The organism is Microcoleus sp. PH2017_35_SFW_U_B (assembly GCF_020737865.1).
GTDB lineage: Bacteria > Cyanobacteriota > Cyanobacteriia > Cyanobacteriales > Microcoleaceae > Microcoleus.
The window spans coordinates 1-26,416 of sequence record NZ_JAEQDE010000110.1 but is presented as its reverse complement, the minus strand read 5'-3'; the positions used below and the strand labels follow the sequence as shown (position 1 = coordinate 26,416).

The window sequence follows — 26,416 nt, the reverse complement described above, 5'->3', positions numbered from 1 at the left end:
ATATCATAGGTTTGTAGTTTGTAGGGTGTGTCGCCTGCGATAAATCTCTGCATCACAATCGACAATCTAATGGCGAAGCACCACCAGCACCAGCTATTGTAAACAAACCCCAAAATATATTGTAGCAATATTTTTCAGCAATGGTATTAATCGCCGCGCCTCACACACCCTAAAGGTTTGTGAAAGTTGTTTTTCAATAAATTAAGAACAAGAAAAGTTCACAAAGGGTTGAGACTTGTTATATAATAGTTGGTTAAGGTTGAAAACCTAGATTTTTTATTTTCCTGCAATTCGCCATGACCGTTAAACCCCGCCGCTATCACATTACCACTTTCGGATGCCAGATGAACAAAGCCGACTCCGAACGGATGGCTGGCATTCTGGAAAATATGGGCTTTGAGTTCTCGGAAGACCCGAACGACGCTAGTTTGATTCTCTACAATACTTGCACCATTCGCGATAATGCCGAACAAAGAGTTTATTCTAACCTCGGAAGGCAAGCTCATCGCAAGCGTAAAGAACCGGGTTTGACTTTAGTTGTAGCTGGATGCGTGGCGCAACAGGAAGGTGAGGCGCTGTTACGGAGAGTGCCGGAATTGGACTTAGTAATGGGCCCGCAACACGCTAATCGACTTGAAGATTTGCTGGAACAAGTTTTCCAGGGAAATCAAGTTGTGGCGACGGAAGCTGTGGAGATTATGGAGGATATTACTAAGCCTCGTCGCGACAGCCATGTGACTGCTTGGGTGAATGTAATTTATGGCTGCAATGAACGCTGCACTTATTGTGTTGTGCCAAATGTTCGCGGGGTTGAACAGTCGCGAATGCCGGAGGCAATTCGGGCTGAAATGGAGGAGTTGGGCCGTCAAGGTTACAAGGAAGTAACTTTGTTGGGGCAGAATATTGATGCTTACGGGCGCGATTTGCCGGGGACGAAACCGGATGGTAGCAACCTGCATACTTTGACTGATTTGCTTTATTTTGTGCAGGATGTTCCTGGTGTCGATCGCCTGCGTTTTGCTACTAGCCACCCTCGCTATTTTAATGAACGATTGATTAAGGCTTGTGCGGAGTTACCGCAGGTTTGCGAACATTTTCACGTGCCTTTTCAGTCGGGGGATAATGATATTCTGAAGGCGATGTCTCGGGGTTATACTCAGGAGAAATATCTGCGAATTGTTGATATGATTCGCCGTTATATGCCTGATGCTTCGATTACGGCTGATGCGATTGTCGGGTTTCCTGGGGAGACGGAGGCGCAGTTTGAGAAGACTCTGAAGTTGATCGAAGATGTTGGTTTTGATTTGGTGAATACTGCTGCTTATTCGCCTCGCCCGGGAACGCCTGCTGCGTTGTGGGAAAATCAGTTGACTGAGGAGGTAAAAGCCGATCGCCTGCAACGTATCAATCATGTCGTGACAACAACGGCTATGGAGCGATCGCAGCGCTATTTCGGGCGCACGGAGGAGGTTTTGGTGGAAGTCCAAAATCTCAAAGATCCAACTCAGGTGATGGGGCGCACTCGCGGCAATCGTCTCACATTTTTTAAGGGGGATATTGCACAATTGGCTGGTAAGATTGTGCGTGTTAAAATTACTGATATTCGCGCTTTTAGTTTGACTGGCGAAATGCTGGAAAATCTAAATTAGATTGCGAATTTAATTTCTTTTCCTCCCTTCCATATCCACTAACTCAAAACTATTCCCCGTTCCCCTGATTAAAATGGAAAAACCAATTCGCATTTTACTGCAAACAACGATTCCAACAACTGAGGATGACTGGAGTATCGAGCGTTTCTCTTTGTTGCGAGACTATTTGGCTAATCTGAAGGACGATCGGGGAAATCAATTATTTCAAGTAACGGCAAGAAACCGCGAATCAAATATAGAAGGGAATGACCCAATCCTAAGCAGTTTGGGAGAATCAATATTTGACGAGCTGTGGCTGTTTGCTGTTGATATAGGAGACGGTTTGACTGAAAAAGATTGTGCGGGAATTAAGGCTTTTCACCAACGGGGCGGGGGGATTTTGGCAACTCGCGACCATCAAGATTTAGGTTCGTCTATCTGCACTATTTCTGGTGTGGGGGCTGCACATTTTTTTCAAACTAAAAATCCCGATCCAGATCCATCGAAACATTGCATAGATGATGTTGATACTACTAATATTTCTTGGCCTAACTATCATTCTGGACGCAATGGGAATTATCAGAGAATTATCGCGATCGATCCGGTGCATTCTCTTTTGAAAAGGCCTGGTGCTTCTGGGGAAGCGATCGAGTTTTTTCCGGCTCATCCCCACGAAGGTGCTGTGGGTGTCCCCCCAGGCGATCAGTACGGTAGGGTAATTGCACAAGGGAAAAGTTTGGTGAGCGATCGCATTTTTAACCTCGCTGTTGCTTTCGAGTGGCCTCCCGATACGATCGGAAATCAGCTCGGACGTGGAGTGGCTCAATCGACTTTTCATCACTTCTGCGATTATAATTGGAATTTGGATATGGGTTGTCCAAGCTTTGTGACTGAACCGCCGGGAAACACTATGCAAACAGAGTCACAGGCTTTAGATGATATCAAAACTTATGTCCGCAATTTAGCTTTGTGGCTGGCTGGAACACCGCAATAAAACTCTAATACGAAAAAAGAGTCTAAATAACATGACACAAAATTCTGAATTTGACAAGACGCAAAATTCAATTCCTCAAGTGGAATTGCCGCAGCCAAACGAACGTGGAGAGTATAAAAGAACATCTCACCGATATTGGGAAGCCACAGATTCAGACCCCAACGGTGTTAAATGTCGCATGGGCCCGCACTCTATTCAGGAAATAGAAGACCCTGGAAGCAAGGTAAATTTAAATATTGGCAGTTGGCCTGTAGTTGGTACTTTGAAACCAGGGCAGAATTTTGAAATCTATCTGGGCCCTAGCGGATTGGGGGTTTTGTACGATGCCCAACGTCAACCTTGGTTTTTTATAGAAAAAAGTGAGGGTACCGGCGCGCCGAGTAATTGTTTTGTGCCGGCTAACAGCAGTTTTGTGAAACCAATACAGCCCCAGTAACCTCCATAGATAATATTTGCTAGAGTCTCGGAGTCTTTTAACAAGATATATTTTTTTACCGCAGAGAGCGCAGAGGACACAGAGGAAGAGTGGAAGGGAGGGGATAGGTAGTCTTAAAGCGTTCATTTCTGCGTTGGCTGCGCTCTCTGCGTGTATATTTATCAAAAAGTATCGGGAGTATGGAAAAATGACGAAGATGCGGATCGGGTTACTCTTCGGCGGGCGATCGGGCGAACATGAAGTCTCTATTAGTTCGGCAAGGGCGATCGCCCGTGCCCTCGCTGCTGACGAAAATGCTTCTAAATACGAAGTTCTGCCCTTTTACATCCAAAAAGACGGCCGCTGGCTGTCGGGAACATTACCGCAGCAAGTCTTAGCCGCCGGCAAACCTCTGGAAATAGAGTCACAAGCAGGAGAAGCTTGGCAATTTCCTAATTTTAATGGAGTAGATGTTTGGTTTCCGGTTTTACACGGGCCTAACGGTGAAGACGGTACGGTGCAAGGATTGCTGAAATTATTGCAAGTTCCTTTTGTCGGTTCGGGGGTTTTGGGTTCGGCGATGGGAATGGATAAAATTGCGATGAAAATGGCTTTTGCTAACGCAGGTTTGCCGCAGGTAAAATACATCGCTGTCAATCGTTCCGAAATCTGGTCGAATCCTTGCGTTTTCCCCAAACTGTGCGACAAAATTGAAGCTGAGTTGGGCTATCCTTGCTTTATTAAACCAGCAAATTTGGGTTCGTCTGTGGGCATTTCTAAGGCTCGATCGCGCGCTGAGTTAGAAGCCGCTCTTGATGGCGCCGCCAGCTACGACAGGCGGATCATTGTGGAAGCTGGTGTGGTTGCTAGAGAGTTAGAATGTGCGGTTTTGGGCAACGATAATCCGAAAGCTTCAACGGTGGGAGAAATTAGTTTTCAAAGCGATTTCTACGACTACGAAACTAAATATACTGAGGGACAATCCGAGTGTTCAATTCCGGCAAAAGTCAGCAGTGCGATCGTCTCGCAAATCCAAGAAATGGCAGTGCAAGCATTCTTAGCCATTGACGCTGCCGGTTTAGCGCGGGTAGACTTTTTCTACGTTGAATCAACCGGAGAAGTTTTGATTAACGAAATCAACACTTTCCCCGGATTTACAGCTACCAGTATGTATCCTCAAATGTGGGCGCATGATGGTATTTCTTTCCCCGAATTAGCAGACCGTTTAATTCAATTAGCTCTCGAACGGCACGGCGAAAAAGCTTGAATTGTGAGCCTCAAACTCCTTTCCTAAAAATAGCAAAAAATAAGTTATTCCGCAGGTAATATATCCATACCAGCGTCAACGAGATAACATGGTTGTGGCAGGGAGTACCTGCCCACAGCCCAATTTCTGCTACTAGCAGAGCAAGTGGGAATTTTTAGCAGCCTGGTATAACTAAATGCAACATAAAATCGTTAACGGAGAACGGCGAATAGCAGCGTCAATCTCACATCTGGCATCTCAAATTTTAACTTGGTTAACTTAATGAGACGTTTCACTAAACTGCCGCAGTGGTGGACTTACGGACTGTTATTCCCTCTAGCGGTACTCAACTGCTGGTTAGCCCTCCTAGTGTTTGAATATTTTCGCGCTCTGATTACTGTTTTGGTAATCGCTACAGTGTTCTCTTTTTTGCTAGATTATCCAGTGCGTTTTCTGCGTAAATACGGGCTGAAGCGCGATCGCGCAGTTTTGTCGGTGTTGTTCGTAACTTTACTGATATTGGTGGTTTTAGGTGTCACTCTGGCTCCGATTCTGCTGAACCAAATCACTGAACTCGCTACTCGACTCCCAACTTGGATAGTTTCCGGTACAGAACAGATTGAAGCGTTCAATAAGTGGGCAGAAAATCGCAATCTTCGCATTGATGTTAGCGGTTTGACTACTCAATTGAGCGATCGACTTTCAACTCAATTGCAGTCTCTCACTGGCGAAATCCTCAAATTTGGCTTGGGTGCGGCAGACAGTCTGGTGAATTTTCTGCTGACAATAGTTCTGACATTCTACTTGCTCTTGCATGGCGATCGCGTGTGGGAAGGATTGTTTAAATGGTTTCCCTCCAAACAGAGCCTGCAATTGCGACAGTTGCTGGCGCGAAGCTTCCACAACTACTTCGTCGGACAAGCAACCTTGGCGGGTTTGATGGGACTGTCGATGACGGTGGCTTTTTTAATTTTGCGAGTTCCCTTCGGGCTGCTTTTCGGTTTGGGTGTCGGTGTAATGACGATGATTCCCTTCGGGGCACCTTTCAGTATTTGCGTTGTCAGTTTGCTGATTACACTAAGCAACTTTTGGCTCGGTGTGACAGTTTTAGCTGTCGCGACAGTCATAGAGCAAGTAATTGAAAGCGGGGTTGCTCCTCGATTATTAGGTGGTTTTATCGGCCTCAATCCGGTGTGGATTTTAGTGTCTCTGTTAGTGGGAGTTAAGGTGGCGGGAGTAGCAGGTTTGTTAGTTGCTGTACCGATGGCTGGTTTTATTAAGAATACTGTTGATATTTTGGAAACTTCCAGGAACAAGTCGAGGGAAATTGATGCGGTTAGTTCCATTGAACCCAATAAAGTTGAGAGCGGAGATTCCAACAGGTAAAAACTATGAAAAATAGACACTGTTTGCTTTCCTCCGGATCGCGAAAGCTAACGTTCTTCTCTTGGGAGCATCTCAGTTTTGCAAGAAGCATTTTTTATGGTAGTGCGAGCGTCCCCGCTCGCGTGCTTGTACAAGCACGCGAGCGGGGACGCTCGCACTGTAAATGCAAAACTGAAACGCTCCCCTTCTCTTGGGATAGTGTTAAGTGAACCGTATTGCGATCGAACCTACGGAAAATAATACTATTTTAGGATCGCGAATTAAATAACTGACAATTTTAATTGTTATTGTGGGATGGGCGTCCCGCCCGTCCAAAAAGTACGGGCTCTCCCGCCCATCCCACTTTCAAGAGTAGAAGTTATTTAATTCTCATTCCTTAGATTAACGTTCATAGCCGTAGGATAGGGATACATCGACAATCCTCAAGAAAGAGCGACTGTTTCGAGCGAGCAACGCACCGGTTTCATTGCAGGCTAAGGAAACAAACCCAACATTTTTGTTTGAGTTATGGGCTGCCGGTAGCAAGGCCATGAAGATTTTCCAGGAAATGCGGAATATGCGGATCCGTTACCGTAGTTGGTATTATCGCAGGTGTGGCAATTCGCCAGTCCTCACCCAGGGCGATCGCGCTGACCACCTAAAATCAACAATTTGCCTGCAACAGTCTGGTTTCTACTCCAGCCTGTAGGGTAAATCCCACCACCCAAACACATCTGATAAATGTTTCAATTAAAATTAAAGAACCTTGAGTTCTAAGTTAATTGTACAGTAGTGCTAAAACTGCCAAACCATAATTATAACTTTCACCCATTCTCTACCAAATTAATACTATGTCAACCCCCAAAAAATCTAATCAAACTCAACATTTTCGCCGTTTTTCTGTGCCGAAAAAACTTGCTTTTTTATCCCTCGTTTTGCTCGGCTCCACGGCAACTGTCGGCTGCAACGCCCTAAATTCGCAAGTTCCTGGCAGTTCTAATGCTATCAAAGCCGAACAACCTGCAAGCGCAGCGCCAATCTCAGCTTTACCTGCAAATATATTGCCGAATCAAGACTCTAATTTTGTGACTAAAGTAGTGCAGGAAGTCGGCCCGGCAGTAGTACGAATTAACTCGTCTCGCACAGTGAAAAACCAAGCTCCAGAAGAGATTCCCGAACAATTCCGCCGCTTCTTCGATCCAGATTCCCCCATTGCGCCTCAGCCGGGAAATCGAGTACAACGAGGCTCTGGTTCGGGTTTTGTTTTTGGTTCCGACGGCCGCATTTTGACGAACGCTCACGTTGTTGACGGCGCAGATACGGTGACGGTAAAACTGAAGGATGGCCGTGAATTGGCAGGCAAAGTTTTGGGCGTAGATACAGTTACTGATGTGGCTGTTGTTAAAGTTGAGGCTACCGATTTGCCTGTGGTGAGTTTGGGTAAATCTGAAGATTTACAGCCGGGAGAATGGGCGATCGCGATCGGCAATCCCCTCGGTTTGGACAATACCGTGACTGTCGGTATTATTAGCGCGACAGGCCGTTCTAGCGCCGATGTGGGCGTTCCCGACAAGCGCGTCAGCTTTATTCAAACCGACGCCGCCATCAATCCCGGCAATTCCGGCGGCCCGTTGCTGAACCAGCGGGGTCAAGTTATCGGCATGAATACGGCGATTATTGAAGGTGCCCAAGGGTTGGGTTTTGCGATTCCGATCGATCGGGCCCAACAAATTGCCAACCAATTAGTCAGTACCGGAAAAGCCGAACATCCTTATCTCGGCGTTCGGATGTTGAGCATTACTCCCGAAGTCAAAGCAGAATTCAATAAAAATCCCAACGCCAAATTGAGGCTGACTGAAGATAAAGGCGTGTTAGTTATGGGAGTTGCAAAAAATTCGCCGGCGTCACAAGCTGGAGTGCGCGTTGCTGACGTGATCAAAAAAATCAACGGTACAGAAGTCACCGATGCTGGCAGCGTACAGCAACAACCTGTGACTGTGGCGGTGACAACTGGTGCTTTTCCAGCGGGCCAGAAGCAGCAGTAGAATTGAAACTTTGAGTTTGCAGTCTGCTTGGGAACGGGCATCTTGCCCGTTCCACAAACAAAGTAAAATAGTTGTGGGGTGGGCCGGAGAGCCCGCCCCAAATTTTAAATCAAAGTAAAATAGTTGTGGGGTGGGCCGGAGAGCCCGCCCCAAATTCTTTTTATGATAGACTTGTAGCCCTGATTTGTTATTAAAAGGTATAAAAAATGGCTCACATCAATTTACGCCGCCTCGAAAATATCAGCGGTAATTTTTACGTAGATAGTAGCTGCATTGACTGCGATACTTGTCGGTGGATGGCACCGGAAGTCTTTACTCAAGCCGGAGAACAGTCTGCGGTTTACCAGCAACCGACAAACGAGACAGCATCCATGCGAGGTCTCGCGGCTCTTTTGTCTTGTCCGACAAGTTCGATCGGCACTGTTGAAAAACCCAAAAACATCAAAGAAGTTCAACAAAACTTGCCAGCACTGGTAACAGACAATATTTACCACTGTGGCTACCATTCAGAAAAATCCTACGGGGCTGCTAGTTATTTGATTGTCCGTCCAGAGGGCAATATTTTAGTTGATTCTCCGCGTTTTGTGCCGCCGTTAGTGAAAAATATCGAAGCAATGGGTGGCATTCGCTATCTATATTTGACTCACCGGGATGATGTGGCAGACCATCAAAAATACCGGGAGTATTTTGAGTGCGATCGCATTTTGCATACCGACGAAATAAATGCGGACACTCGCAGTGTGGAAATTCAATTATCTGGCAATGAACCGCATCAAATAGCTGATGATTTGTTGATTATTTCTGTACCCGGTCACACGAAAGGTCACACAGTTTTACTTTATAATAACAAGTTTTTGTTTAGCGGCGATCATCTCGCTTGGTCAGAAAATTTACAGCATTTGATTGGTTTTCGGACAGCCTGTTGGTATTCTTGGGCAGAACAAATCAAATCTATGCAGAATTTGGCTAATTACTCGTTTGAATGGGTGTTGCCGGGACATGGGCGGAGATATGATGCGGACAGAGAAACGATGCAACAGCAAATGCAGAAGTGTATTGATTGGATGGTTGATGCTTAATGTGATATAATGAAGATAAGTGTTCACCCTCACTAACTTGAATGTTGGAACTACTTGCAAGAATCACAATTAATCCCAGACAGTGTAGTGGTCGTCCCTGTATTCGTGGCATGAGAATTCGGGTATCAGATGTACTAGACTTATTTGCGGCCGGTTTGAGTGCTGAACAAATTCTCGAAGAAATGCCCGATTTGGAAAGAGATGACCTCAAAGCATCTCTTTTGTACGCATCACGTAAACTTAATCATCCAGTGTTAGTTGCATGACGATCTGGGTAGATGCACATCTGTCAGGTTGCGATCGCAACCTGGATGACTAATACACTTGGAGTAGCAGCGGTAGCCTTGCGCGACATTGGACTGAGAGATGCTGAAGATCCTGAAATTTTCGAGGCCGCCAAAGCGCAGGGAGTTATTTTGATGACTAAAGACAGCGACTTTGTTGATTTGGTCGATCGTCTTGATTCGCCTCCACAAATTATCTGGTTGACGTGTGGCAATACATCAAATGATCGGTTGCGAGAGATTCTTAGTGCACATTTGTTAGATGCGCTGGAACTTTTGAGAACCGGTGAAAGGTTCGTGGAGATTAGCGGGGATTAGTCGCCACAGTAAAAATTCCAATGCTAGTGGATTTGACAACTGACTAAGCCTTCGCTTTCGGAATGCCAACCAAAGTAATAGAATTAGCTGGGTAAGTTGCCTGAAAGCCCGCAGCGCTGACACTTAAATCGCTCTGACGGACGATCGCCCGCAAATTCGCCTCGCTGTAGGTGTAAACTTGAGCTTTGGCACCTGGGTTAAAGCCTTTAAGACTCAAGTTGCTGGTCAAGTTTTTACTGGTTTTGTTAATGATTACCAGCGTCAAAGCACCATCCTGAGTGCGTTGTGCTCCGTAGATTGACAATTGTCCCAGATCTGTACTTTGCGATCGCACCCAAGTCTCCCCGTACTTGCTGCCCTTACCGTCATAATTCATGTAGGTTCGGAAGGCATAAGCCCCCGGTTCCGAAGACTTGGGAGGCCCCCACAGCGTCGCTAAATCCAGTTGTTCCCGCCCAAAAATCCCCAGGATCTCGGCTTGAGTTAAGGCACCGTTCATCGACTCCAAACCGCCCCAATTGTATTCAGTAATGGCGACTTTTGTACCTGGGTAATCTTGCTTGACCCATTCTCGAAACCGGGGTATAATTGTTAGCGGCGGATTGTATTTACCAATCCAACTTTCATCAGTATAAGTGCTGTCCCACAGAGAACGAGTCGATCGCAACCGGGCTGCTTGCGTCTTAGCATCGCCTGCGGGACAATTCGCCAAACACAGGTCATCGACGACAGGATAGTAGTGTTCGTCGAAATAGTCGAGGATGCGAACACCTTTTTGCTGTTCGTAGGCGCGCATTTGCTGCAAGTACCACCGCGCAAACCAGACTCCGCCGTGTTTTTCGCGATCGCCCTTTACCCCAGAATCCACATAAACAGGCCAGCCAAAATCCGAAGGGCCGAGTATCTTAGCGGTGGGATCTGTGGCTTTTACCATTGAGGCATATTGGAAAGTGCGATCGCGCAATTCGTCATAACTTGTCGGTTCTGGATGAACATCGCGGTGAGTGTTTCCCCAACCGCTTGGTTCATTGTCCATTTGATAAATTTGAACACCACCTTTAGCGGCAGTACCGTGGGTTTTAACTAAATGTTGAACCCAAGCTTTTTGGAAATCTGGGTTACTGACAATACTAACATCAAGGCGGTTATTATTAGTAATTAAAGTGCCGTCGGGACGCTTCCCATTGCCGCACTTATCGCCTTCGGGAAAAATGTAGGGATTGGTTTTTTCTTGCGCGCCGTATTTGGATACTCTAAAACCGCAGTTCCAAGTGCTAAACTTATTTACATAGCCTATCATCGGGATGGTAACGATGCTTTTACTGCCGTTGTTGCGGTTAGTTTTGACAATTTTGTCGGTGGAATCGCCGGGAATGGGGTTTTTGTTGTCGCCGCCGCCGACGAAAAAGAAGTCATCGCCGACGTTGGAAGAATCGACTAACCAGTTGTAGCGGCTAGTGTGATTGGCGCCCCAGCGTTCCACCGGAATTCGCAACTCTTTGGCGAGGGCCGGATCTATGGCAAAATCGTTCATACCGTAGATGTCGGGACTGATGGAATGGCGATCGGCCCTCACGTCTACAGATAAGGTGGGACTGGCTGTTTGGGCGATGCCTACGGCCAGCTTCGCTAACGCACTTTTGAAGTAGGCCGCAGTGGCGATCGTTGCCAAAGCTGCCAAAACGCCTAATAATAGTAGGATAATCCAGCGTGGTTTGTTGGAGGGCGATCGCCACAAAAATCTTGTATTCATTTTGATAGTGCCTGAAAACTGGTTGTGCGATCTAAAAATGTTAATTAAATTATGCTAATTTCTTATTCACATTGTAGCAGATGTTGAAGTCAGCAGTCACTATCGAGACTGTCCCGCAGAATCTCAACAAGTCTATATACATGGGTTCCTAGTGTGGGTGGCCAATCTTGTTGAACACTTGGATGTAGATTTTTCGCTCGATTTACTGCATTTTCTGTATTTGGCTTGTAAGTAGAGAGATCCAAATTGCTACCATTGTAACTTCCTAAAATAGTTCGCAGTCTTCCCTTAAAATTATCGCAAGTCCTATCCTGGGGATTAATATCTTCAAAGTGTAAAGTTAACCATACTTCAAAACAAGGATTGCTAATAGCTAAATTATAACCTTTTTGCCTAGCTTGACTACAAACAGAACTCAACTTCTTTTGTCCCCAACGATCCACATCAGAAACCAGCCAAAGCATATCATCCTCATTTAGATCGTATCGTTCTTTGAATATATCTAAACGCTCTAAAACATATTCAGGTGAAGATTTGCCGTCTTCTGTAGTTGCTAATATCTCTATTTTAATTCTACTGCTATTAAATATCCTAAAATATTGTTTTTCAGTTTCTTTACCTTCCGTAGCAACTATAAATAGTTTGGCATCCCTCCTATCCTGTTGTCTGTCTAATAATTTTGTGCGCTTAATTTTTCCCATTGCTATTAGTTTGTTGTGACAGATACAGCGGTTTCACAATTAAGCCACCCTAAATTTTGAGGATTTCCAAAGAAGGGAATAGCCCCAAAACGTCCATTCAAATAGCCTTTCTCAATCTTCAGGTCTGGTCTCATTTTGAATTCGGCTAAGGAGTAAAGATTAGATGCACCTTGTTCGCTCTTTTCAACAAACCATATTTCATCACGCCGGAGTAAATCTAGGTCTAGCAAATTGGTATCGTGGGTTGTAAAGATCAGTTGGTTATTTTTGTCTCTACAATTAATTGCTAGTTGGACAAAGTTACGAGAAAGCAGAGGATGCAAACGCCTATCTAGTTCATCAAGGAAAAAGACTTTTTCTTCTTCTTGTTTGAGAATAAACAAAGCCGGAATTAGATTGATCAGACGTTGAGTCCCTTCTGATTCCTCTTCTATGGAAAAATCAATAAACCCTCCATCTTCACTGCGATGACGAGTTCTGAGTTGAATCAAAATTACTTGACTCTCATCATCTTTAAACAGGATATCTCTTGTACCTCCTAAGTTCTCAATCATTACAATTGAATTTTTTTCTGCTTGATTCAGGGCTTGAATCAGATTCTCTCTTAAAACTTTAGACATAGTTGGAAAGTGTCGCTCAAAATCCAACTCTACTTTCTCTGTGACTATGGAATCAATTCCTGTTCCTGCAAATTTAAGAAACTCACTCATAAAGTCTGTGAATGATTCATCACTGAGGACACTAATTTCTAAGCCGGTATAATCGGCTTCTGCTGGAATAATAGTTAATACTTTTCTGAACCAGTCAAAAATAGGTTGTAAAACAACAATATTTCGCTCAAGAGATTCTGTTAAAAAGAGTTGGTTTGGGCGCGTTCCCTCTGCAATAAAATCTAGAAAATGTTGACGCTTCTTACTTCTACCTTTAAGCTTTGAACCATATTCAACTGTGGTTTCTTTTTGGGATGATGTAATGCGTTCAAAATACATTACTTCTTGTTTTTTGCCATCAGGAATTCCATGTAGCCATTCTTCAAATATTTGCTCTCTATTTAATTTGAAGCCGTAGGAATATCGATCGCCTTTATGGGTAAAAATAAACTCAAACTTGCTTGGCTGCTTACTATAATCGCCCAATTTGAATGGATAAACAGGGATAGTTTGAGTGCTGCGAGTTCCCTGTACCACTAAGTTTTTGGCAAAACTTATAGCCTCGATCAGGTTTGACTTACCTGCTGCATTTGCTCCGTAAATTGCTGCAATCGGCAAGATCGATCGCCCTTTTTCTGCTATATCTTCAGCAAGGTGATCTATATGTTGTCTATCGCTATTAACTCCCACCATACTAAAAGTGACTTCATCCCTGAAGGATAAGAAATTTTCTATAGTAAGTTGAATTAACATTGTTTCTACCCATGAGGAATAGGATTCCGCTACTTTCAGGCACTATAGTAGCATAAAACGGGTATTTAGGAGAAAAAATCTCCTAAATTACCTAGTTTTACCCAAATTCTATCTCTTTAGACGGAGATTTAGGAGACGGAAATGAATTGAGACTGATGGATTTGAATCTTAAGTGTAAGCCTCCATTGGCAAACAAGAACAGACAAAATTACGATCGCCAAACGCATTATCTATCCGGCCCACCGCAGGCCAAAACTTATATTCGCGAGTCCAAGCAGTCGGATATGCAGCTTGCGCGCGAGTATAAGGATGATTCCACTCATCAACCATCAGAGATTCTGCGGTGTGCGGCGCATTTTTTAACACATTATTTTGCGCGTCCACATTACCCTTTTCAATCTCCGCAATTTCCCCACGAATCGCAATCATCGCATCGCAGAAACGGTCTAATTCCTGCTTCGATTCGCTTTCCGTCGGTTCCACCATTACCGTACCAGCGACAGGCCAAGAAACCGTCGGCGCGTGATAACCGTAATCCATCAACCGTTTAGCGATATCATCGACTTCAATGCCTGCTGTCTTTTTGAGAAGTCGCAAATCCAGAATGCACTCGTGCGCTACCAAACCCGATTTCCCTTTGTACAAAACCGGATAATAGGATTCTAACCGATGCGCCATGTAATTAGCATTAAGAATTGCAACTTTGGTCGCCTCAGTTAAACCCACTCCTCCCATCATCCGAATGTACATCCAAGAAATAGTCAAAATGCTGGCACTTCCCCAAGGCGCGGCCGAAACAGCACCAACTGATTGCGATATTTCACCGCCTCCCTTACCAAGGGACGATTCTATCTTGCTCCCCCCCTTAGCAAGGGGGGGTTGGGGGGGGTAAGTTCTTAATTCTGTATCAGTAGAAGGCAAAAATTCCACCAAATGAGACATGACTCCAATCGGCCCCATGCCGGGGCCGCCACCACCGTGAGGAATGCAGAAAGTTTTGTGCAAATTCAAGTGACAAACATCAGCACCAAAATCGCCGGGGCGGCACAAACCAACTTGGGCATTCATATTAGCCCCGTCCATATAAACTTGTCCGCCGGCTTGATGCACAATCTCGCAAATTTCTTTGATTTCTGCTTCAAAAACGCCGTGGGTAGATGGATATGTTACCATCAAAGCCGCTAGTTCATTTTTGTGCTTTTCGGCTTTTTTATGCAAGTCGGCGACATCAATATTCCCCTGGGAATCGCACTCGACAGCAACTACTTTCATCCCAGCCATCACCGCGCTAGCCGGATTTGTACCGTGGGCTGACTGGGGAATTAAACAGATATTGCGGTGAGATTCGCCTCGGTGTTCGTGGTATTGGTGAATTACTAACAATCCCGCATATTCGCCCTGGGAACCAGCGTTTGGCTGCAAGGAAATTCCGGCAAAACCTGTGACTTCTGCCAGCCATTGTTCGAGTTGCACGAACATCATTTGATAGCCGCGAGTTTGGTTGCGGGGTGCAAAGGGATGTATGTTACCAAATTCCGCCCATGTCACGGGAACCATCTCGGCTGTTGCATTCAATTTCATCGTGCATGAACCTAGGGGAATCATCGATGTATTTAGCGATAAATCCTTGGTTTCCAAGCGGTGCATATAGCGCAACAGTTCGGTTTCAGAATGGTAGCTGTTGAAAACTGGATGGGTGAGATAACTGGTTGTCCGATCGCAAAAATCAGGTAACATCATATAGGAAGTGAAGGCGTCTGCATTCAGCGGAACGCTCAGAGAATTCTCGCCGTCACCCCTGATATAATCCTTCTCCCGTGCAAAGATTTTCCACAACTCTTTGACATCGCCCGCCGTGACAGTTTCATCCAGACTAATCCCCACGGTTGTTTCATCGAACACTCGCAGATTAATGTGGCGATTTTGAGCGGCTTGTAGAACTTCCGATAGCGGTTTATCTCCCAATTCTACCCGGAGAGTATCGAAGAAAGGTCGATCGCCAATTGCGTATCCAAAACTGGAAAGGCCAGATGCTAAAATTGCAGTTAAGCTGCGTACTTGTTCAGCAATTTGTTTGAGTCCAGACGGGCCGTGATAAACAGCATACATACTCGCCATGACTGCTAGCAAAACTTGGGCAGTACAAATATTGCTAGTTGCTTTTTCGCGCCGGATATGCTGTTCGCGAGTTTGCAAAGCCAAACGTAAAGCAGATTTGCCGTTAGCATCTTTGGAAACGCCAACAATTCGCCCTGGAACTTGCCGTTTAAACTCTTCTCGCGTCGCGAAATAGGCTGCGTGGGGCCCTCCGAATCCCATCGGCACTCCGAAGCGCTGGGTGCTTCCTACGGCTATGTCAGCGCCGAATTCGCCGGGGGGTGTGAGGATGCAAAGACTCAAAATATCGGCGGCTACTGTGACTAAGGCGCCGGCTTCGTGTGCCGATCGAATAAAATCGCTATAGTCATAAATTGCGCCATCGGTGGCTGGGTATTGCAGGAGCGCGCCGAAAATTGTACGATCGCACTCAAAGCTTTGATGATCGCCGACAATCACTTCAATTCCCAGCGGTTTAGCCCGAGTTTGCACCACTTCGATGGTTTGAGGGTGACAATCTTGCGAGACAAAAAACGCTTTTGCTTTATTTTTATTAGCGCCGTAACTCACCGCCATAGCTTCCGCCGCAGCAGTCGCTTCATCCAACAAGGAAGCGTTAGCAATTTCCAAACCCGTGAGCTCGATTATCATGGTTTGGAAGTTCAGCAAAGCTTCTAATCGCCCTTGGGCAATTTCGGCTTGGTAGGGAGTGTAGGCTGTATACCAGCCCGGATTTTCGAGGATATTGCGCTGGATAACTGGGGGTGTGATGCAGTTGTGATATCCTGTCCCGATGTACGATCGAAATACGTGATTTTTAGCAGCAATTTCTTTCAATTCTGCCAAAGCAGCGTACTCGCTTTTGGCTGCGGGAAGTTGTAGGGGTTGATTCATGCGAATCGCCGCTGGAATCGTTTTGTCAATTAACTCATCGAGGCTGGAAATACCCAAAACATCTAGCATTTGCTGGATTTCGCTGGGTGTTGGGCCAATATGTCTTCCCGCAAAACCGTCGATGGGGGAAAGGTTTTGCTGTTGGTTGGGTTCAATTTGCGGGCTGTAGAGTACCAAGGCTGATTCTCCTGAATGGATTTCTTATTACTTTGTAACATTTCGCAAAGAGAACAAGGAAGATTTTCTGCGTCTATCAAAGTCCGACAGGGGTTGAAACCCCTGTCTCATAGCAGAAGTCGTCTGAAGACGACTGTAGATTAAAGTCGGTGGTTGAAACCGCAAAGCGAGTTAAACGAAGTCTGCTTTAGCTGGCGAAGAGATCAAAGGGGTATTTAAGTCGGATTTGGTATCAGTCGTCTTTAGACGACTTGTGCTAAAAGCCCCGTGGGTTTCAACCCCTGGCGGATTGTGGAAGAATCAAGGAACCCCATGCCCTGTTTGCCCCATGCCCCATGCCCTGTTTGGCCCATGCCCTACTCCCCTTCTACCATTTTGCGATAGTCTTGAACCGACAAAGCATCATCCGCATCGCTAGCGTTGTCAACGCGCACTTTCAGAAACCAGCCAGCGCCGTAGGGATCTTCTGCCAAGTTTTCGGGAGACTCTATAATGTCATCATTGCGTTCTACGACTGTACCAGTCACAGGCGCTTTCAAGTCTTCAACTGCTTTCACTGACTCGACTGTACCGAATGGTTCGCCCTTTTCCAACCCTGCACCGACTTCAGGCAAATCTAGAAACACAATATCACCGAGTTGGTCAACTGCAAAGGAACTGATGCCGATCGTGGCTATTTCCCCTTCGAGTCGGATGTATTCGTGAGTGTCTAGGTATTTTAGGTCATCGGGGTATTGTAGTGCCATGTTTTTTCTCGCAATGAACAAAGTCTCAATTAAATCTTATTAAATTATGGGCATTGAGTTATGGCAAATTGGAATAAAAAAAATATGAACCTTTTACTTTTCGGGGAATTCTCTGTCCAACGAGTCTTTAGCTCTATAATTTTTATCTACGCTTTTCTGTGTCTTTACGCAGTCTTTTTTTCAGACAGGTTGATTTTTCAACCTCCCGCTGCTGGCTACCAGGATACCAGCGAAATCATTAAACTTAGCTCAGCTAATGGTCTGAAAATTTCTGCTGTTCATTTTCCGAACCCCCAAGCCCAATATACCATACTTTACAGTCACGGCAATGCAGAGGATTTGGGATATATTTGGTCGGTTTTGCGAGAGATTCGAGATAGCGGGTTTGCTGTATTTGCTTACGATTATCAAGGTTACGGTACGAGTCAGGGAAAGCCTTCTGAGTATAATGTTTATCGCGATAGTTCGGCGGCTTACGGTTATTTAACCGAACAGTTGCGAGTTCCGCCTAAGCAGATTATTGTGTACGGACGTTCTGTTGGTGGCGGGCCGGCTATTGATTTGGCTTCGCGGCAATCTGTGGGCGGTTTGGTGGTTGAAAGTTCGTTTGTTTCGGTTTTTCGGGTGTTGACGCAGATTCCGCTTTTGCCATTTGATAAGTTTGTGAATGTTGATAAAATTGGTAAAGTACGATCGCCCGTTTTAGTAATTCACGGTAAGGCAGATCGGGTGGTGCCGTTTTGGCACCCAGAGCAGCTTTTTGCGGCTGCTAAGCAGCCGAAACTTAATTTTTGGGTCGATCGCGCCGGACACAACGATTTAATGGAGGTCGCTGGCGATCGCTATGCTACAACTTTGCGAAGGTTTGTTGGTGCGATCGCCAATTAAGTTTGCAGTCAGGACTTGAGTCCTCAGAAAGAAGGACTGATATCGTTTCCGGTTGCATCGGAATGATTTAACCGCAGAGAACGCAGAGGACACAGAGAGAATAGAGAGATTAACAATTCCCATGCTACCGGATTTGATATGAAGTCCGAACGATCGAACCTTTTTTTTCGATTTATTTAAGGTTGAATGAAAATGCCGATCGCATTATGGACTCTCGCAGCAGTAGACGGCGGGCGATCGAGCAAACTGCCTCCCAAATACAAACTCGTCGAACTTCCCCCATCCAAGTTTAAAGCCTCCACAGCACCCATTTGCTGCAAAATCTGCGCCAGTTCCGCGAAATTTGGGCCGGCCCCGCCCGCGCGGTTGTGGACGGCTACAATGAGTAAATTCCCCGCAGCCGTTCGCCCGATCGCACTCCGAATCGCTGTCTGTCGAACATACGCATCGCTAAACCCTTCCGCCTTCGCATCCACAGCCACTCGACTGTTTTGTACCAACACCGGCCCGCCACCGAGAATGTAGGGAAAGCGGTTGAAATCTGCCGGAATTGTATTAGTTTCTAAACGCAATAAAGTACCAACCGCCAATTGAGATGCAGGGGACAAATCGGAACGCAAAGCTAAAATATAACCGTTCCCTGGAATTGGAAAATTGGTTTTTCCCGTGGCACCTCCGGGGGATTGACTGACAACTCTATCGCCCGCAACTGTGACAACTATTTCATCGTCGGAAAACGGAGTATAAGTCCCTCCCCAATCGGGATTGTAACGACCGATTCCAGATTCCACGTAGGCACTATTTAACTGAGAAATAGATAAACGTTGATTCGCAGAAGTTATTAAAGTTTCTTGCAAAGTCAAACGATCGATCGCAAATTCGCCTCGATCGTTCCAAGCGATCGCCCCGCGATTCAATATCGGCCCGGAAAGCCATTTCGTATCCCGCCGAATCGCACCTAAAGCTAGTCGATTGATGCGATTGAAAAATCCGGCATTAATTGCAGCAGCCGTTCCCGAAAGTTCCGCTGTTTGTAATAAAGGTGCACTACCTTTCTCTGTCGGCGGATTGCTCAACAACGGTCGAATTTTGATGCCGGATTGACGCGGATTCACTTCTAAGGAATATACCGGGAAACGCGCTGTTCCTAAATTTTGATACTGTTGTCTCCATCGAACTCCCGCCGCCCAAGCAATGTCTTTTTCTACTAACGAGTCGGGGCGAATGTCGATTACTAATCGATGGGGATTTCCTAAACTGAAAACTTGCGGCCGCCAACCTAAGGGAATTTGTACTTTGATTCTGGTTTGATTCCCCGCAGGTTCGATTTTTAGCGATCGCAATTGCTGACTGGTTGCAAAAATGCGATCGCCCAAAGTGCGATCGACTTTGGCATCGATCGCGATCGACCATTCTTGACTGGCGATCGCCTGTATGGGTGCTAGCGGCTGCGAGAATGCTGGTTTTGTCGGGTCGTCTGGTGTTTCGAGGTTTGGTGTTACGGGGCTGACCTGCAAAGGGATAGCGGGTTTTGTGGGGTCGTCTGTTGGTGATGGGCTGGGTGTATCCACAAAGTTAACTTGCCACGGGGCGGCGCGATCGAGATCTAGAACAATGCGATCGCCCGTTTCTCTGGCTGCTTGCCGAATTCCGGTGACATTCGCAGGTTGAGTGGTGATTTTTAGGAGATTATTGTCGATCGATATTTGCCAGCCGGCAAGTTTAGCAAAATCGGTAATATCTAAGTAACGATACGCACCAGTCGATCGCACTGTCAAACTTTGAGCATTACTTAAAGATACGGAAAACCACTGTACAGGTTGTTTGGTACTGTCGGCGGTGGACAGCAAATCGACTCCGGCAGATTGCATTAAGCCAACATCCGCAATCCAAGTTCTGAAATTAGTAGAAGTGTTATTTGTTGGCTGCTGAGTCCAAGCTAAGGGCAGAATCCGGCCGTTGAGAGAGACTTGGCGGCCTTGTTTGATTGTGGCAACTGGTGGTATAGATTGAGTCATTAGTTTTAACTCAGACTTTGCACTATTTTTGGCCACAGGCAAGATGCCTGTGCCACTATCCATCAAGCTATTTGTGGGGTGGGCATCTTGCCCGCCCCCAGAGGCCACAGGCAAGATGCCTGTGCCACTATTTATCAAGCCTTTCTTTGTGGGGTGGGCATCTTGCCCGCCCCCAGAGGCCACAGGCAAGATGCCCCCAGAGGCCACAGGCAAGATGCCTGTGTCACCATTTATCAAGCCTTTCTTTGTGGGGTGGGCTTCTAGCCCGCCCTCAGTCACAGGCAAGATGCCCCCAGAGGCCACAGGCAAGATGCCTGTGCCACTCCGACTCTCTTGGGCTGTTGCAGGTTGATTCCAGACTGAGTACAGAAGGATCGTCGCCAGTACGGGCGAAATCGACACTGACAATATCCAGGGCCAAACACTCGATCGCCTTCTGTTAGCTGCTACTAGCCGTTTTTGTCTAATGTGCATTTTTTTATTCTGGAAACCTAAAACCATTAACCTTCAAAAATGCCTGCAATACAGCACAACGGTAAAAAAATCTAATTTTATTGAATAATCTTAATTTCTTTGGCTGTGTAGTTGGCTGTAGTTAGTTGCATAATATTAAGGCAGGGTTTAATTAGTTGTGAGCCTCGCTGCTACAACACTACTTGCACCTACTCACGCCCGCGAGCAGGTGTCTTTTATGTCTGGGGCGCTGACGAAAGCAACTAAACACCGCAGTGAACAAAATAAAGCTAAAGTTACTATTTACTGATGTTCGCTGCAAGGCGATCGAGCGGACTCAGGAAAAAACACGCAAAAAACTCGATCGCCCCCAATATATCTAGTTGCTGGGTAGCAATTCCTCAAAGGATCGCTGCTTGTTAACAGCAGCGTATTCTGCCAGAGATCTCCGAAGCGATTCGATCGAGATAATTTAAAATCTCCAAACAGGGTTTCCGCGTTACGTACAGGAAGCATCTACGTAAATTTTTATCGAATCAGCTTGCTATGTGCTGTTTTAAGATTTACTAGACTCCCACCGCTCGGCAGCATTCTCTCTCCGAGCTATAAAAACAAATCAACCACACAATCACAGAAATAACATTCAATCAACATGGGTAACACGATCGATCTAAACAGCAACGTGCATCAAACTGAGCGAGGAACTCCATTTGCCGGCCAAAACTGGTTAGTGGAAGAAAGAGATGCCTGCGGTGTGGGGTTTATTGCCAATCAAAGCGGCGAAGCTACGCACTCACTTATTCAAAAAGCCCTCCCAGCCTTAACTTGTCTGGAACATCGCGGCGGTTGCAGTGCAGACTCCGATTCTGGCGACGGCGCAGGTTTGATGACTGCAATTCCTTGGGAATTGTTGCATACTTGGTTTGCCGAACAGGGAATTGTGCCTCCACCACAGGAAAACTGCGGGGTAGGAATGATGTTTCTGTCTCAAGATGAAAGTCAAGCCAATACCGCGCGGCAGGTGGTTGAGGAAGTTGTGAAAGCACGCGGTTTCACTGTGGTGGGATGGCGGAAAGTTCCCGTTGTACCGTCGGTTTTGGGCCCGCAAGCACGGGAAAATCAACCTCAAATCGAACAAATCATTGTAAGTTCACCAAACTTAGCCGGAGATGAGCTCGACAGACAGTTATTTCTCGCCCGCCGCACGATCGGACACTCGCTATCGGATCGCCCAGGCTTCACCCGCCAAGACTTTTATAGTTGCTCTTTTTCTTCCCGCACGATCGTCTATAAAGGCATGGTGCGATCGGCAATACTCGGAGAATTTTACCTCGATCTGAAAAATCCCGCTTATAAAAGCGCCTTTGCCGTCTATCACCGCCGCTTCAGCACCAACACCATGCCCCGCTGGCACCTAGCCCAACCCATGCGCTTGCTGGGACACAACGGCGAAATTAATACGCTGTTGGGCAATATTACCTGGATGAAAGCGCGACAAGCGAATTTATCTCACCCGAATTGGAGTCAAGCCGACATCGACACCTTCAATCCCATTGTCAACTCCGAAAGCAGCGATTCGGCAAACTTGGACAACGTGATGGAAATGTTGGTGCACTCCGGCCGATCGCCCCTGGAATCGCTGACAATTATGGTGCCCGAAGCCTACAAAAATCAGCCGGATTTGGTTCCCTATCCCGAAATTGTCGATTTTTACGAATATTACAGCGGTATTCAAGAACCTTGGGATGGCCCGGCGCTGTTGGTATTTAGCGATGGCAAGCAAGTAGGTGCTACGCTCGATCGCAACGGTTTGCGTCCAGCCCGCTACTGCATTACTAAAGACGGTTTGGTAATTGTCGCCTCCGAAGCCGGAGTTGTCGATATTCCCGAAGCAGATATCGTCGAAAAAGGCCGCTTGGGGCCCGGACAAATGATTGCAGTGGACTTGCAAACCAAGGAAATTCTCAAAAATTGGCAGCTAAAACAGCGGATTGCGAAGCGCCACCCCTACGGCGAATGGCTCAAACAACACCGCGAAACCTTGCAACCTCAGCCTTTTGCCGAAACCGCAACCCTCGACTCGCAAGCCCTGTTAGCCACCCAAACTGCTTTCGGCTACACCGCTGAAGATTTGGATATGGTAATTGTGGAAATGGCAAGTTCTGGAAAAGAACCGACTTTCTGCATGGGCGATGACATTCCCTTAGCTGTGTTGTCAGAAAAGCCTCAGTTACTTTATAACTATTTCAAACAGCGGTTTGCTCAAGTGACAAATCCGCCGATCGACCCCCTGCGCGAGGGGATGGTGATGTCGCTGACAATGAATATGGGTTTGCGCGGCAATTTACTGCAAGCAACACCGGAAAATGCCAAGCTGCTAAAAATTGATTCCCCCGTACTCAACGACGGTGAACTGTCTTTCTTGAAAGACCAAAAGTCTTTCCCTGCAAAGCAACTGTCAACTCTTTACAAAATTACTTCCGGGCCTGCTGGCTTGGAAAGCGCAGTCGAGCAACTTTGTCAAGATGCTGTGGAGGCAATTCGATCGGGCGCAAGAATTCTGATCTTGAGCGATCGACCATCGCAGGAAAAAGGCGAATCTGCTGCTGTGGGATTGAGTGATGAATGCACTTACATTCCCCCCTTGCTAGCAGTTGGTGCAGTTCACCACCACTTAATTAGCGTCGGGATGCGGATGCAAACTTCGCTGGTTGTGGATACGGCGCAGTGCTGGAGCACTCACCACTTCGCGTGTTTGATTGGTTACGGCGCGATCGCAGTTTGCCCTTACTTAGCACTGGAAAGCGTGCGCGGCTGGTGGTTTGACACCAAAACTCAAAATTTGATGGAACATGGCAAGGTTCCCAAAATTACCGTCACTGAAGCTCAAGCTAAATATCGCACAGCGGTAGAAAACGGCTTGCTGAAAATCATGTCGAAAATGGGAATTTCGCTGCTGTCTAGCTATCAAGGCGCGCAAATCTTTGAGGCGATCGGGATTGGCGCCGATTTGCTCGATTTGGGATTCAAAGGCACTGTGTCTCGAATTGGCGGTTTAAGTATCGCTGAACTTGCTAACGAGGTAATGTCTTTCCACTCTCAGGCTTTCCCAGAATTACTCCAGAAAAAGCTGGAAAACTTCGGCTTCGTGCAGTACCGCCGAGGTGGCGAATATCACATGAACAGCCCGGAAATGGCCAAGGCTTTGCACAAGGCTGTGGCTACATTTAAGGCTCAAATTAATGGTAACGGCAACGGTAACGCGGCCGAAGTCTCTCCCGCCGCGAGCGGGGACGCTCGCACTGAAGCAAAAACGGCTTACGATCATTACGAGGTTTACAAAAAACAGCTAGAAAACCGCCCGGTTACGGCTTTACGAGATTTGCTCGACTTTGCGAGCGATCGCCCTTCCATCCCCATCGAAGAAGTCGAATCTGTAGCAGATGTTGTCAAACGCTTCGCCACCGGCGGAATGTCTCTCGGCGCTTTGTCGCCGGAAGCCCACGAAACACTCGCCATTGCAATGAACCGCATCGGCGGCAAATCCAACTCCGGCGAAGGCGGCGAAGACCCGATTCGATACAATGTGCTGAACGATGTGAGCGCGGCCGGTTTCTCACAAACCCTACCTCACTTAAAAGGTTTGCAGAACGGCGATACAGCCTGTTCGTCCATCAAACAGGTAGCTTCAGGACGTTTCGGGGTAACTCCTGAGTATCTGATGAGCGCCAAACAAATCGAAATTAAAGTCGCACAAGGTGCGAAACCGGGTGAAGGCGGTCAATTACCGGGGCCGAAAGTGAGCGAGTACATCGCCTATTTGCGCCGATCGAAACCGGGTGTCACTTTGATTTCTCCTCCTCCTCACCACGACATTTATTCGATCGAGGATTTGGCGCAGTTGATTTTTGACTTGCATCAAATCAATCCGAAAGCGGGTGTTTCGGTGAAGTTGGTATCGGAAGTCGGTATCGGCACTGTAGCAGCGGGCGTTGCGAAGGCAAATGCTGATGTGATTCAAATTTCCGGCCACGACGGCGGCACCGGTGCGTCTCCACTTAGTTCGATTAAACACGCAGGTTCTCCGTGGGAACTCGGATTGACCGAAGTTCACCGAGTGCTGATTGAGAACAAGTTGCGCGATCGAGTTTTACTGCGCGTTGACGGCGGCTTCAAAACTGGTTGGGACGTAATTATCGGCGCTTTGATGGGCGGCGAAGAGTACGGTTTCGGCACGGTAGCAATGATTGCCGAAGGCTGCATTATGGCTCGCGTTTGCCACATGAATAGTTGTCCTGTGGGCGTCACAACTCAACAGGAACACTTGCGGAAACGGTTCCCCGGAACGCCGGAACACGTGGTTAATTTCTTCTATTTCGTAGCAGAAGAAGTGCGGAGTTTGTTGGCGAAGTTGGGTTATAAGTCGATCGCAGATATCATCGGCCGCGCGGATTTGCTGAAGATGCGGGATGGGGTGAAACTAACTAAAACTCAAGCGATTAATTTGGATTGTTTGACGAAGTTACCGGATACTAAGGGCGATCGATCTTTCTTAGTCCACGGCGACATTCACACCAACGGGCCTGTGCTGGATGACGAATTGTTGGCGGATGTTGAGATTCAAAGTGCGATCGGCAATCACGGCACTGTCAGCAAGAATGTAACATTGGTAAATACCGATCGCACTGTGGGAGCGCGTTTATCAGGTGCGATCGCGCTGCAACACGGCAACACAGGCTTTACTGGTGAAATAGTCCTCAACTGCACAGGTAGCGCGGGCCAAAGCTTCGGCGCGTTCAATTTACCGGGGATGACGCTGGTACTGTCTGGCCAAGCTAACGACTACGTTGGTAAGGGGATGCACGGTGGCGAAATTGCGATCAAACCGCCCGCTGGTGCGACGTATGATGCTGCCGAAAATGCGATCGTCGGTAACACTTGCTTGTACGGCGCGACGGGCGGAACCCTGTTAGCTGCGGGTAAAGCGGGCGAACGGTTTGCGGTGCGTAACTCAATGGCGAAAGCAGTCATTGAAGGTGCAGGCGATCACTGTTGCGAGTACATGACTGGCGGCGTCATTGTAGTCCTAGGAAAAGTCGGCCGGAACGTCGGCGCTGGAATGACTGGCGGCTTGGGTTATTTCCTCGATGAAGATGGCAATTTCCCAGCGCACGTCAACGGAGAGATTGTGAAGATGCAGCGGGTTTCTACGGCCGCTGGTGAGGCGCAGTTGAAGGAGTTGATTGAGATGCAGTGCGATCGAACTAACAGCCAAAAAGCCGCGAAGATTCTCGCAAATTGGTCAGAATATTTGCCGAAGTTCTGGCAAGTTGTGCCGCCAAGTGAAGCAAATTCGCCGGAGGCTTCGGAGCAAAAGATTGCTGTGGAAGTTTAATTTTGCGGCTGGTTAAATAGATGAGGGGTGACGCGAGTTGCCCCTTTTTTGATAATTATTCTGGGTTTTTGAGTTGTAGAGTCGATCGCAACGCTGCGGTGTTATACTAAATGTCAGGTGTAACACCTGTTAACATAAGCAACTTTTAAAGCTATATGAAGACAGGTGTATTACCCGAGGACAAGTGTTTGAAGGTAAAGAGTAGAGATAATGGGTATTAATGTATGCGAGCAAACAAGCAATGCCTTCCAAAAAGCCTGTAATCACCATCCGAGTGAACCCCGAAGAATATGAGGTTTTGCAAGAATGGGCTGATTCCGAGTTCAGAAGTGTGCCCAGCTTAGTGCTGGCATTCGTTCGGAAAACGCTCTTAGAGCGCAAGCAGCAACACCCAGACTATCGAACTCAACAACCTAAATCTAAGTGCGACTCGTTGATTGGCAAATCACGGTAAACAGTCCGTACATAGCTAATCCAACTCTAACCAACAACGGAAAAGAGTTGAACTCTCGGAGAT

At 46.8% G+C, this 26,416-nt stretch carries 19 protein-coding genes; 12 read left to right on the top strand and 7 right to left on the bottom strand.

Translation table 11 applies throughout. The features are described 5' to 3' along the window. Positions 1–296 precede the first annotated feature (296 nt). The 9 genes from miaB to JGK36_RS27705 all read left to right on the top strand — a co-directional run bounded on the left by miaB (position 297) and on the right by JGK36_RS27705 (position 9,374). Positions 297–1,649 (top strand): tRNA (N6-isopentenyl adenosine(37)-C2)-methylthiotransferase MiaB, encoded by a 1,353-nt coding sequence (gene miaB, locus JGK36_RS27745; RefSeq protein WP_293198076.1) that lies wholly within the window; start codon positions 297–299, stop codon positions 1,647–1,649. 73 nt (positions 1,650–1,722) lie between these two features. Then, positions 1,723–2,622 (top strand): hypothetical protein, encoded by a 900-nt coding sequence (locus JGK36_RS27740; RefSeq protein WP_293184433.1) that lies wholly within the window; start codon positions 1,723–1,725, stop codon positions 2,620–2,622. A gap of 31 nt (positions 2,623–2,653) precedes the next feature. Then, positions 2,654–3,058 (top strand): hypothetical protein, encoded by a 405-nt coding sequence (locus JGK36_RS27735; RefSeq protein WP_293184435.1) that lies wholly within the window; start codon positions 2,654–2,656, stop codon positions 3,056–3,058. A 187-nt stretch (positions 3,059–3,245) separates the two neighbouring features. Next, positions 3,246–4,304, top strand: coding sequence for a D-alanine--D-alanine ligase family protein (locus JGK36_RS27730; RefSeq protein WP_293184437.1), 1,059 nt, complete (start codon positions 3,246–3,248; stop codon positions 4,302–4,304). 261 nt (positions 4,305–4,565) lie between these two features. Beyond that, positions 4,566–5,669, top strand: a complete 1,104-nt coding sequence (locus JGK36_RS27725) for an AI-2E family transporter (RefSeq protein WP_293184439.1) — start codon at positions 4,566–4,568, stop codon at positions 5,667–5,669. Between the two features lie 830 nt (positions 5,670–6,499). Continuing rightward, positions 6,500–7,693 (top strand): HhoA/HhoB/HtrA family serine endopeptidase, encoded by a 1,194-nt coding sequence (locus JGK36_RS27720; RefSeq protein ID WP_293201215.1) that lies wholly within the window; start codon positions 6,500–6,502, stop codon positions 7,691–7,693. A 206-nt stretch (positions 7,694–7,899) separates the two neighbouring features. Beyond that, positions 7,900–8,772, top strand: coding sequence for an MBL fold metallo-hydrolase (locus JGK36_RS27715; protein ID WP_293184446.1), 873 nt, complete (start codon positions 7,900–7,902; stop codon positions 8,770–8,772). Positions 8,773–8,813: 41 nt separating this feature from the next. After that, on the top strand, positions 8,814–9,038 hold the full coding sequence (locus JGK36_RS27710; protein WP_293184449.1) for a DUF433 domain-containing protein: 225 nt from the start codon (positions 8,814–8,816) through the stop codon (positions 9,036–9,038). A 45-nt stretch (positions 9,039–9,083) separates the two neighbouring features. Beyond that, positions 9,084–9,374, top strand: coding sequence for a DUF5615 family PIN-like protein (locus JGK36_RS27705; protein WP_293198072.1), 291 nt, complete (start codon positions 9,084–9,086; stop codon positions 9,372–9,374). Positions 9,375–9,417: 43 nt separating this feature from the next. Here JGK36_RS27705 and JGK36_RS27700 read toward each other — a convergent pair whose 3' ends face one another. From JGK36_RS27700 to gcvH, 5 genes are all read right to left on the bottom strand, one after another. Next, the gene (locus tag JGK36_RS27700) at positions 9,418–11,127 is read right to left on the bottom strand and encodes a glycoside hydrolase family 44 protein (RefSeq protein WP_293198070.1); all 1,710 of its coding nucleotides are present in this window, start codon (positions 11,125–11,127) and stop codon (positions 9,418–9,420) included. An 89-nt stretch (positions 11,128–11,216) separates the two neighbouring features. Next, positions 11,217–11,828, bottom strand: coding sequence for an RloB family protein (locus JGK36_RS27695; protein WP_293184456.1), 612 nt, complete (start codon positions 11,826–11,828; stop codon positions 11,217–11,219). A gap of 5 nt (positions 11,829–11,833) precedes the next feature. Then, positions 11,834–13,231, bottom strand: a complete 1,398-nt coding sequence (locus JGK36_RS27690) for an ATP/GTP-binding protein (RefSeq protein WP_293198067.1) — start codon at positions 13,229–13,231, stop codon at positions 11,834–11,836. 168 nt (positions 13,232–13,399) lie between these two features. Further along, positions 13,400–16,399: an aminomethyl-transferring glycine dehydrogenase gene (gene gcvP, locus JGK36_RS27685; RefSeq protein WP_293198064.1), complete on the bottom strand. Its 3,000-nt coding sequence runs from the start codon at positions 16,397–16,399 to the stop codon at positions 13,400–13,402. Positions 16,400–16,755: 356 nt separating this feature from the next. Next, a complete protein-coding gene (gcvH, locus tag JGK36_RS27680) occupies positions 16,756–17,145 on the bottom strand; it encodes a glycine cleavage system protein GcvH (protein ID WP_293184463.1) in 390 nt (129 codons plus the stop codon). 60 nt (positions 17,146–17,205) lie between these two features. Here gcvH and JGK36_RS27675 point away from each other — a divergent pair, with 60 nt between their 5' ends. Continuing rightward, positions 17,206–18,033: an alpha/beta hydrolase gene (locus JGK36_RS27675; RefSeq protein ID WP_293198061.1), complete on the top strand. Its 828-nt coding sequence runs from the start codon at positions 17,206–17,208 to the stop codon at positions 18,031–18,033. Positions 18,034–18,209: 176 nt separating this feature from the next. Here JGK36_RS27675 and JGK36_RS27670 read toward each other — a convergent pair whose 3' ends face one another. Further along, positions 18,210–20,525 carry a phosphodiester glycosidase family protein gene (locus tag JGK36_RS27670; RefSeq protein WP_293198058.1) on the bottom strand — a complete coding sequence of 772 codons (2,316 nt, stop codon included), beginning with the start codon at positions 20,523–20,525 and terminating at the stop codon, positions 18,210–18,212. A 282-nt stretch (positions 20,526–20,807) separates the two neighbouring features. Next, on the bottom strand, positions 20,808–21,020 hold the full coding sequence (locus tag JGK36_RS27665; RefSeq protein WP_293184470.1) for a hypothetical protein: 213 nt from the start codon (positions 21,018–21,020) through the stop codon (positions 20,808–20,810). Between the two features lie 136 nt (positions 21,021–21,156). Between JGK36_RS27665 and JGK36_RS27660 the strand changes: the two genes are divergently transcribed. Both JGK36_RS27660 and JGK36_RS27655 read left to right on the top strand, forming a co-directional pair. Continuing rightward, entirely contained in the window at positions 21,157–25,899 is a 4,743-nt protein-coding gene (locus tag JGK36_RS27660; protein WP_293198055.1) for a glutamate synthase-related protein, read from the top strand. 220 nt (positions 25,900–26,119) lie between these two features. Next, the gene (locus tag JGK36_RS27655; RefSeq protein WP_293193264.1) at positions 26,120–26,353 is read left to right on the top strand and encodes a hypothetical protein; all 234 of its coding nucleotides are present in this window, start codon (positions 26,120–26,122) and stop codon (positions 26,351–26,353) included. The last annotated feature ends 63 nt before the right edge of the window (positions 26,354–26,416 follow it).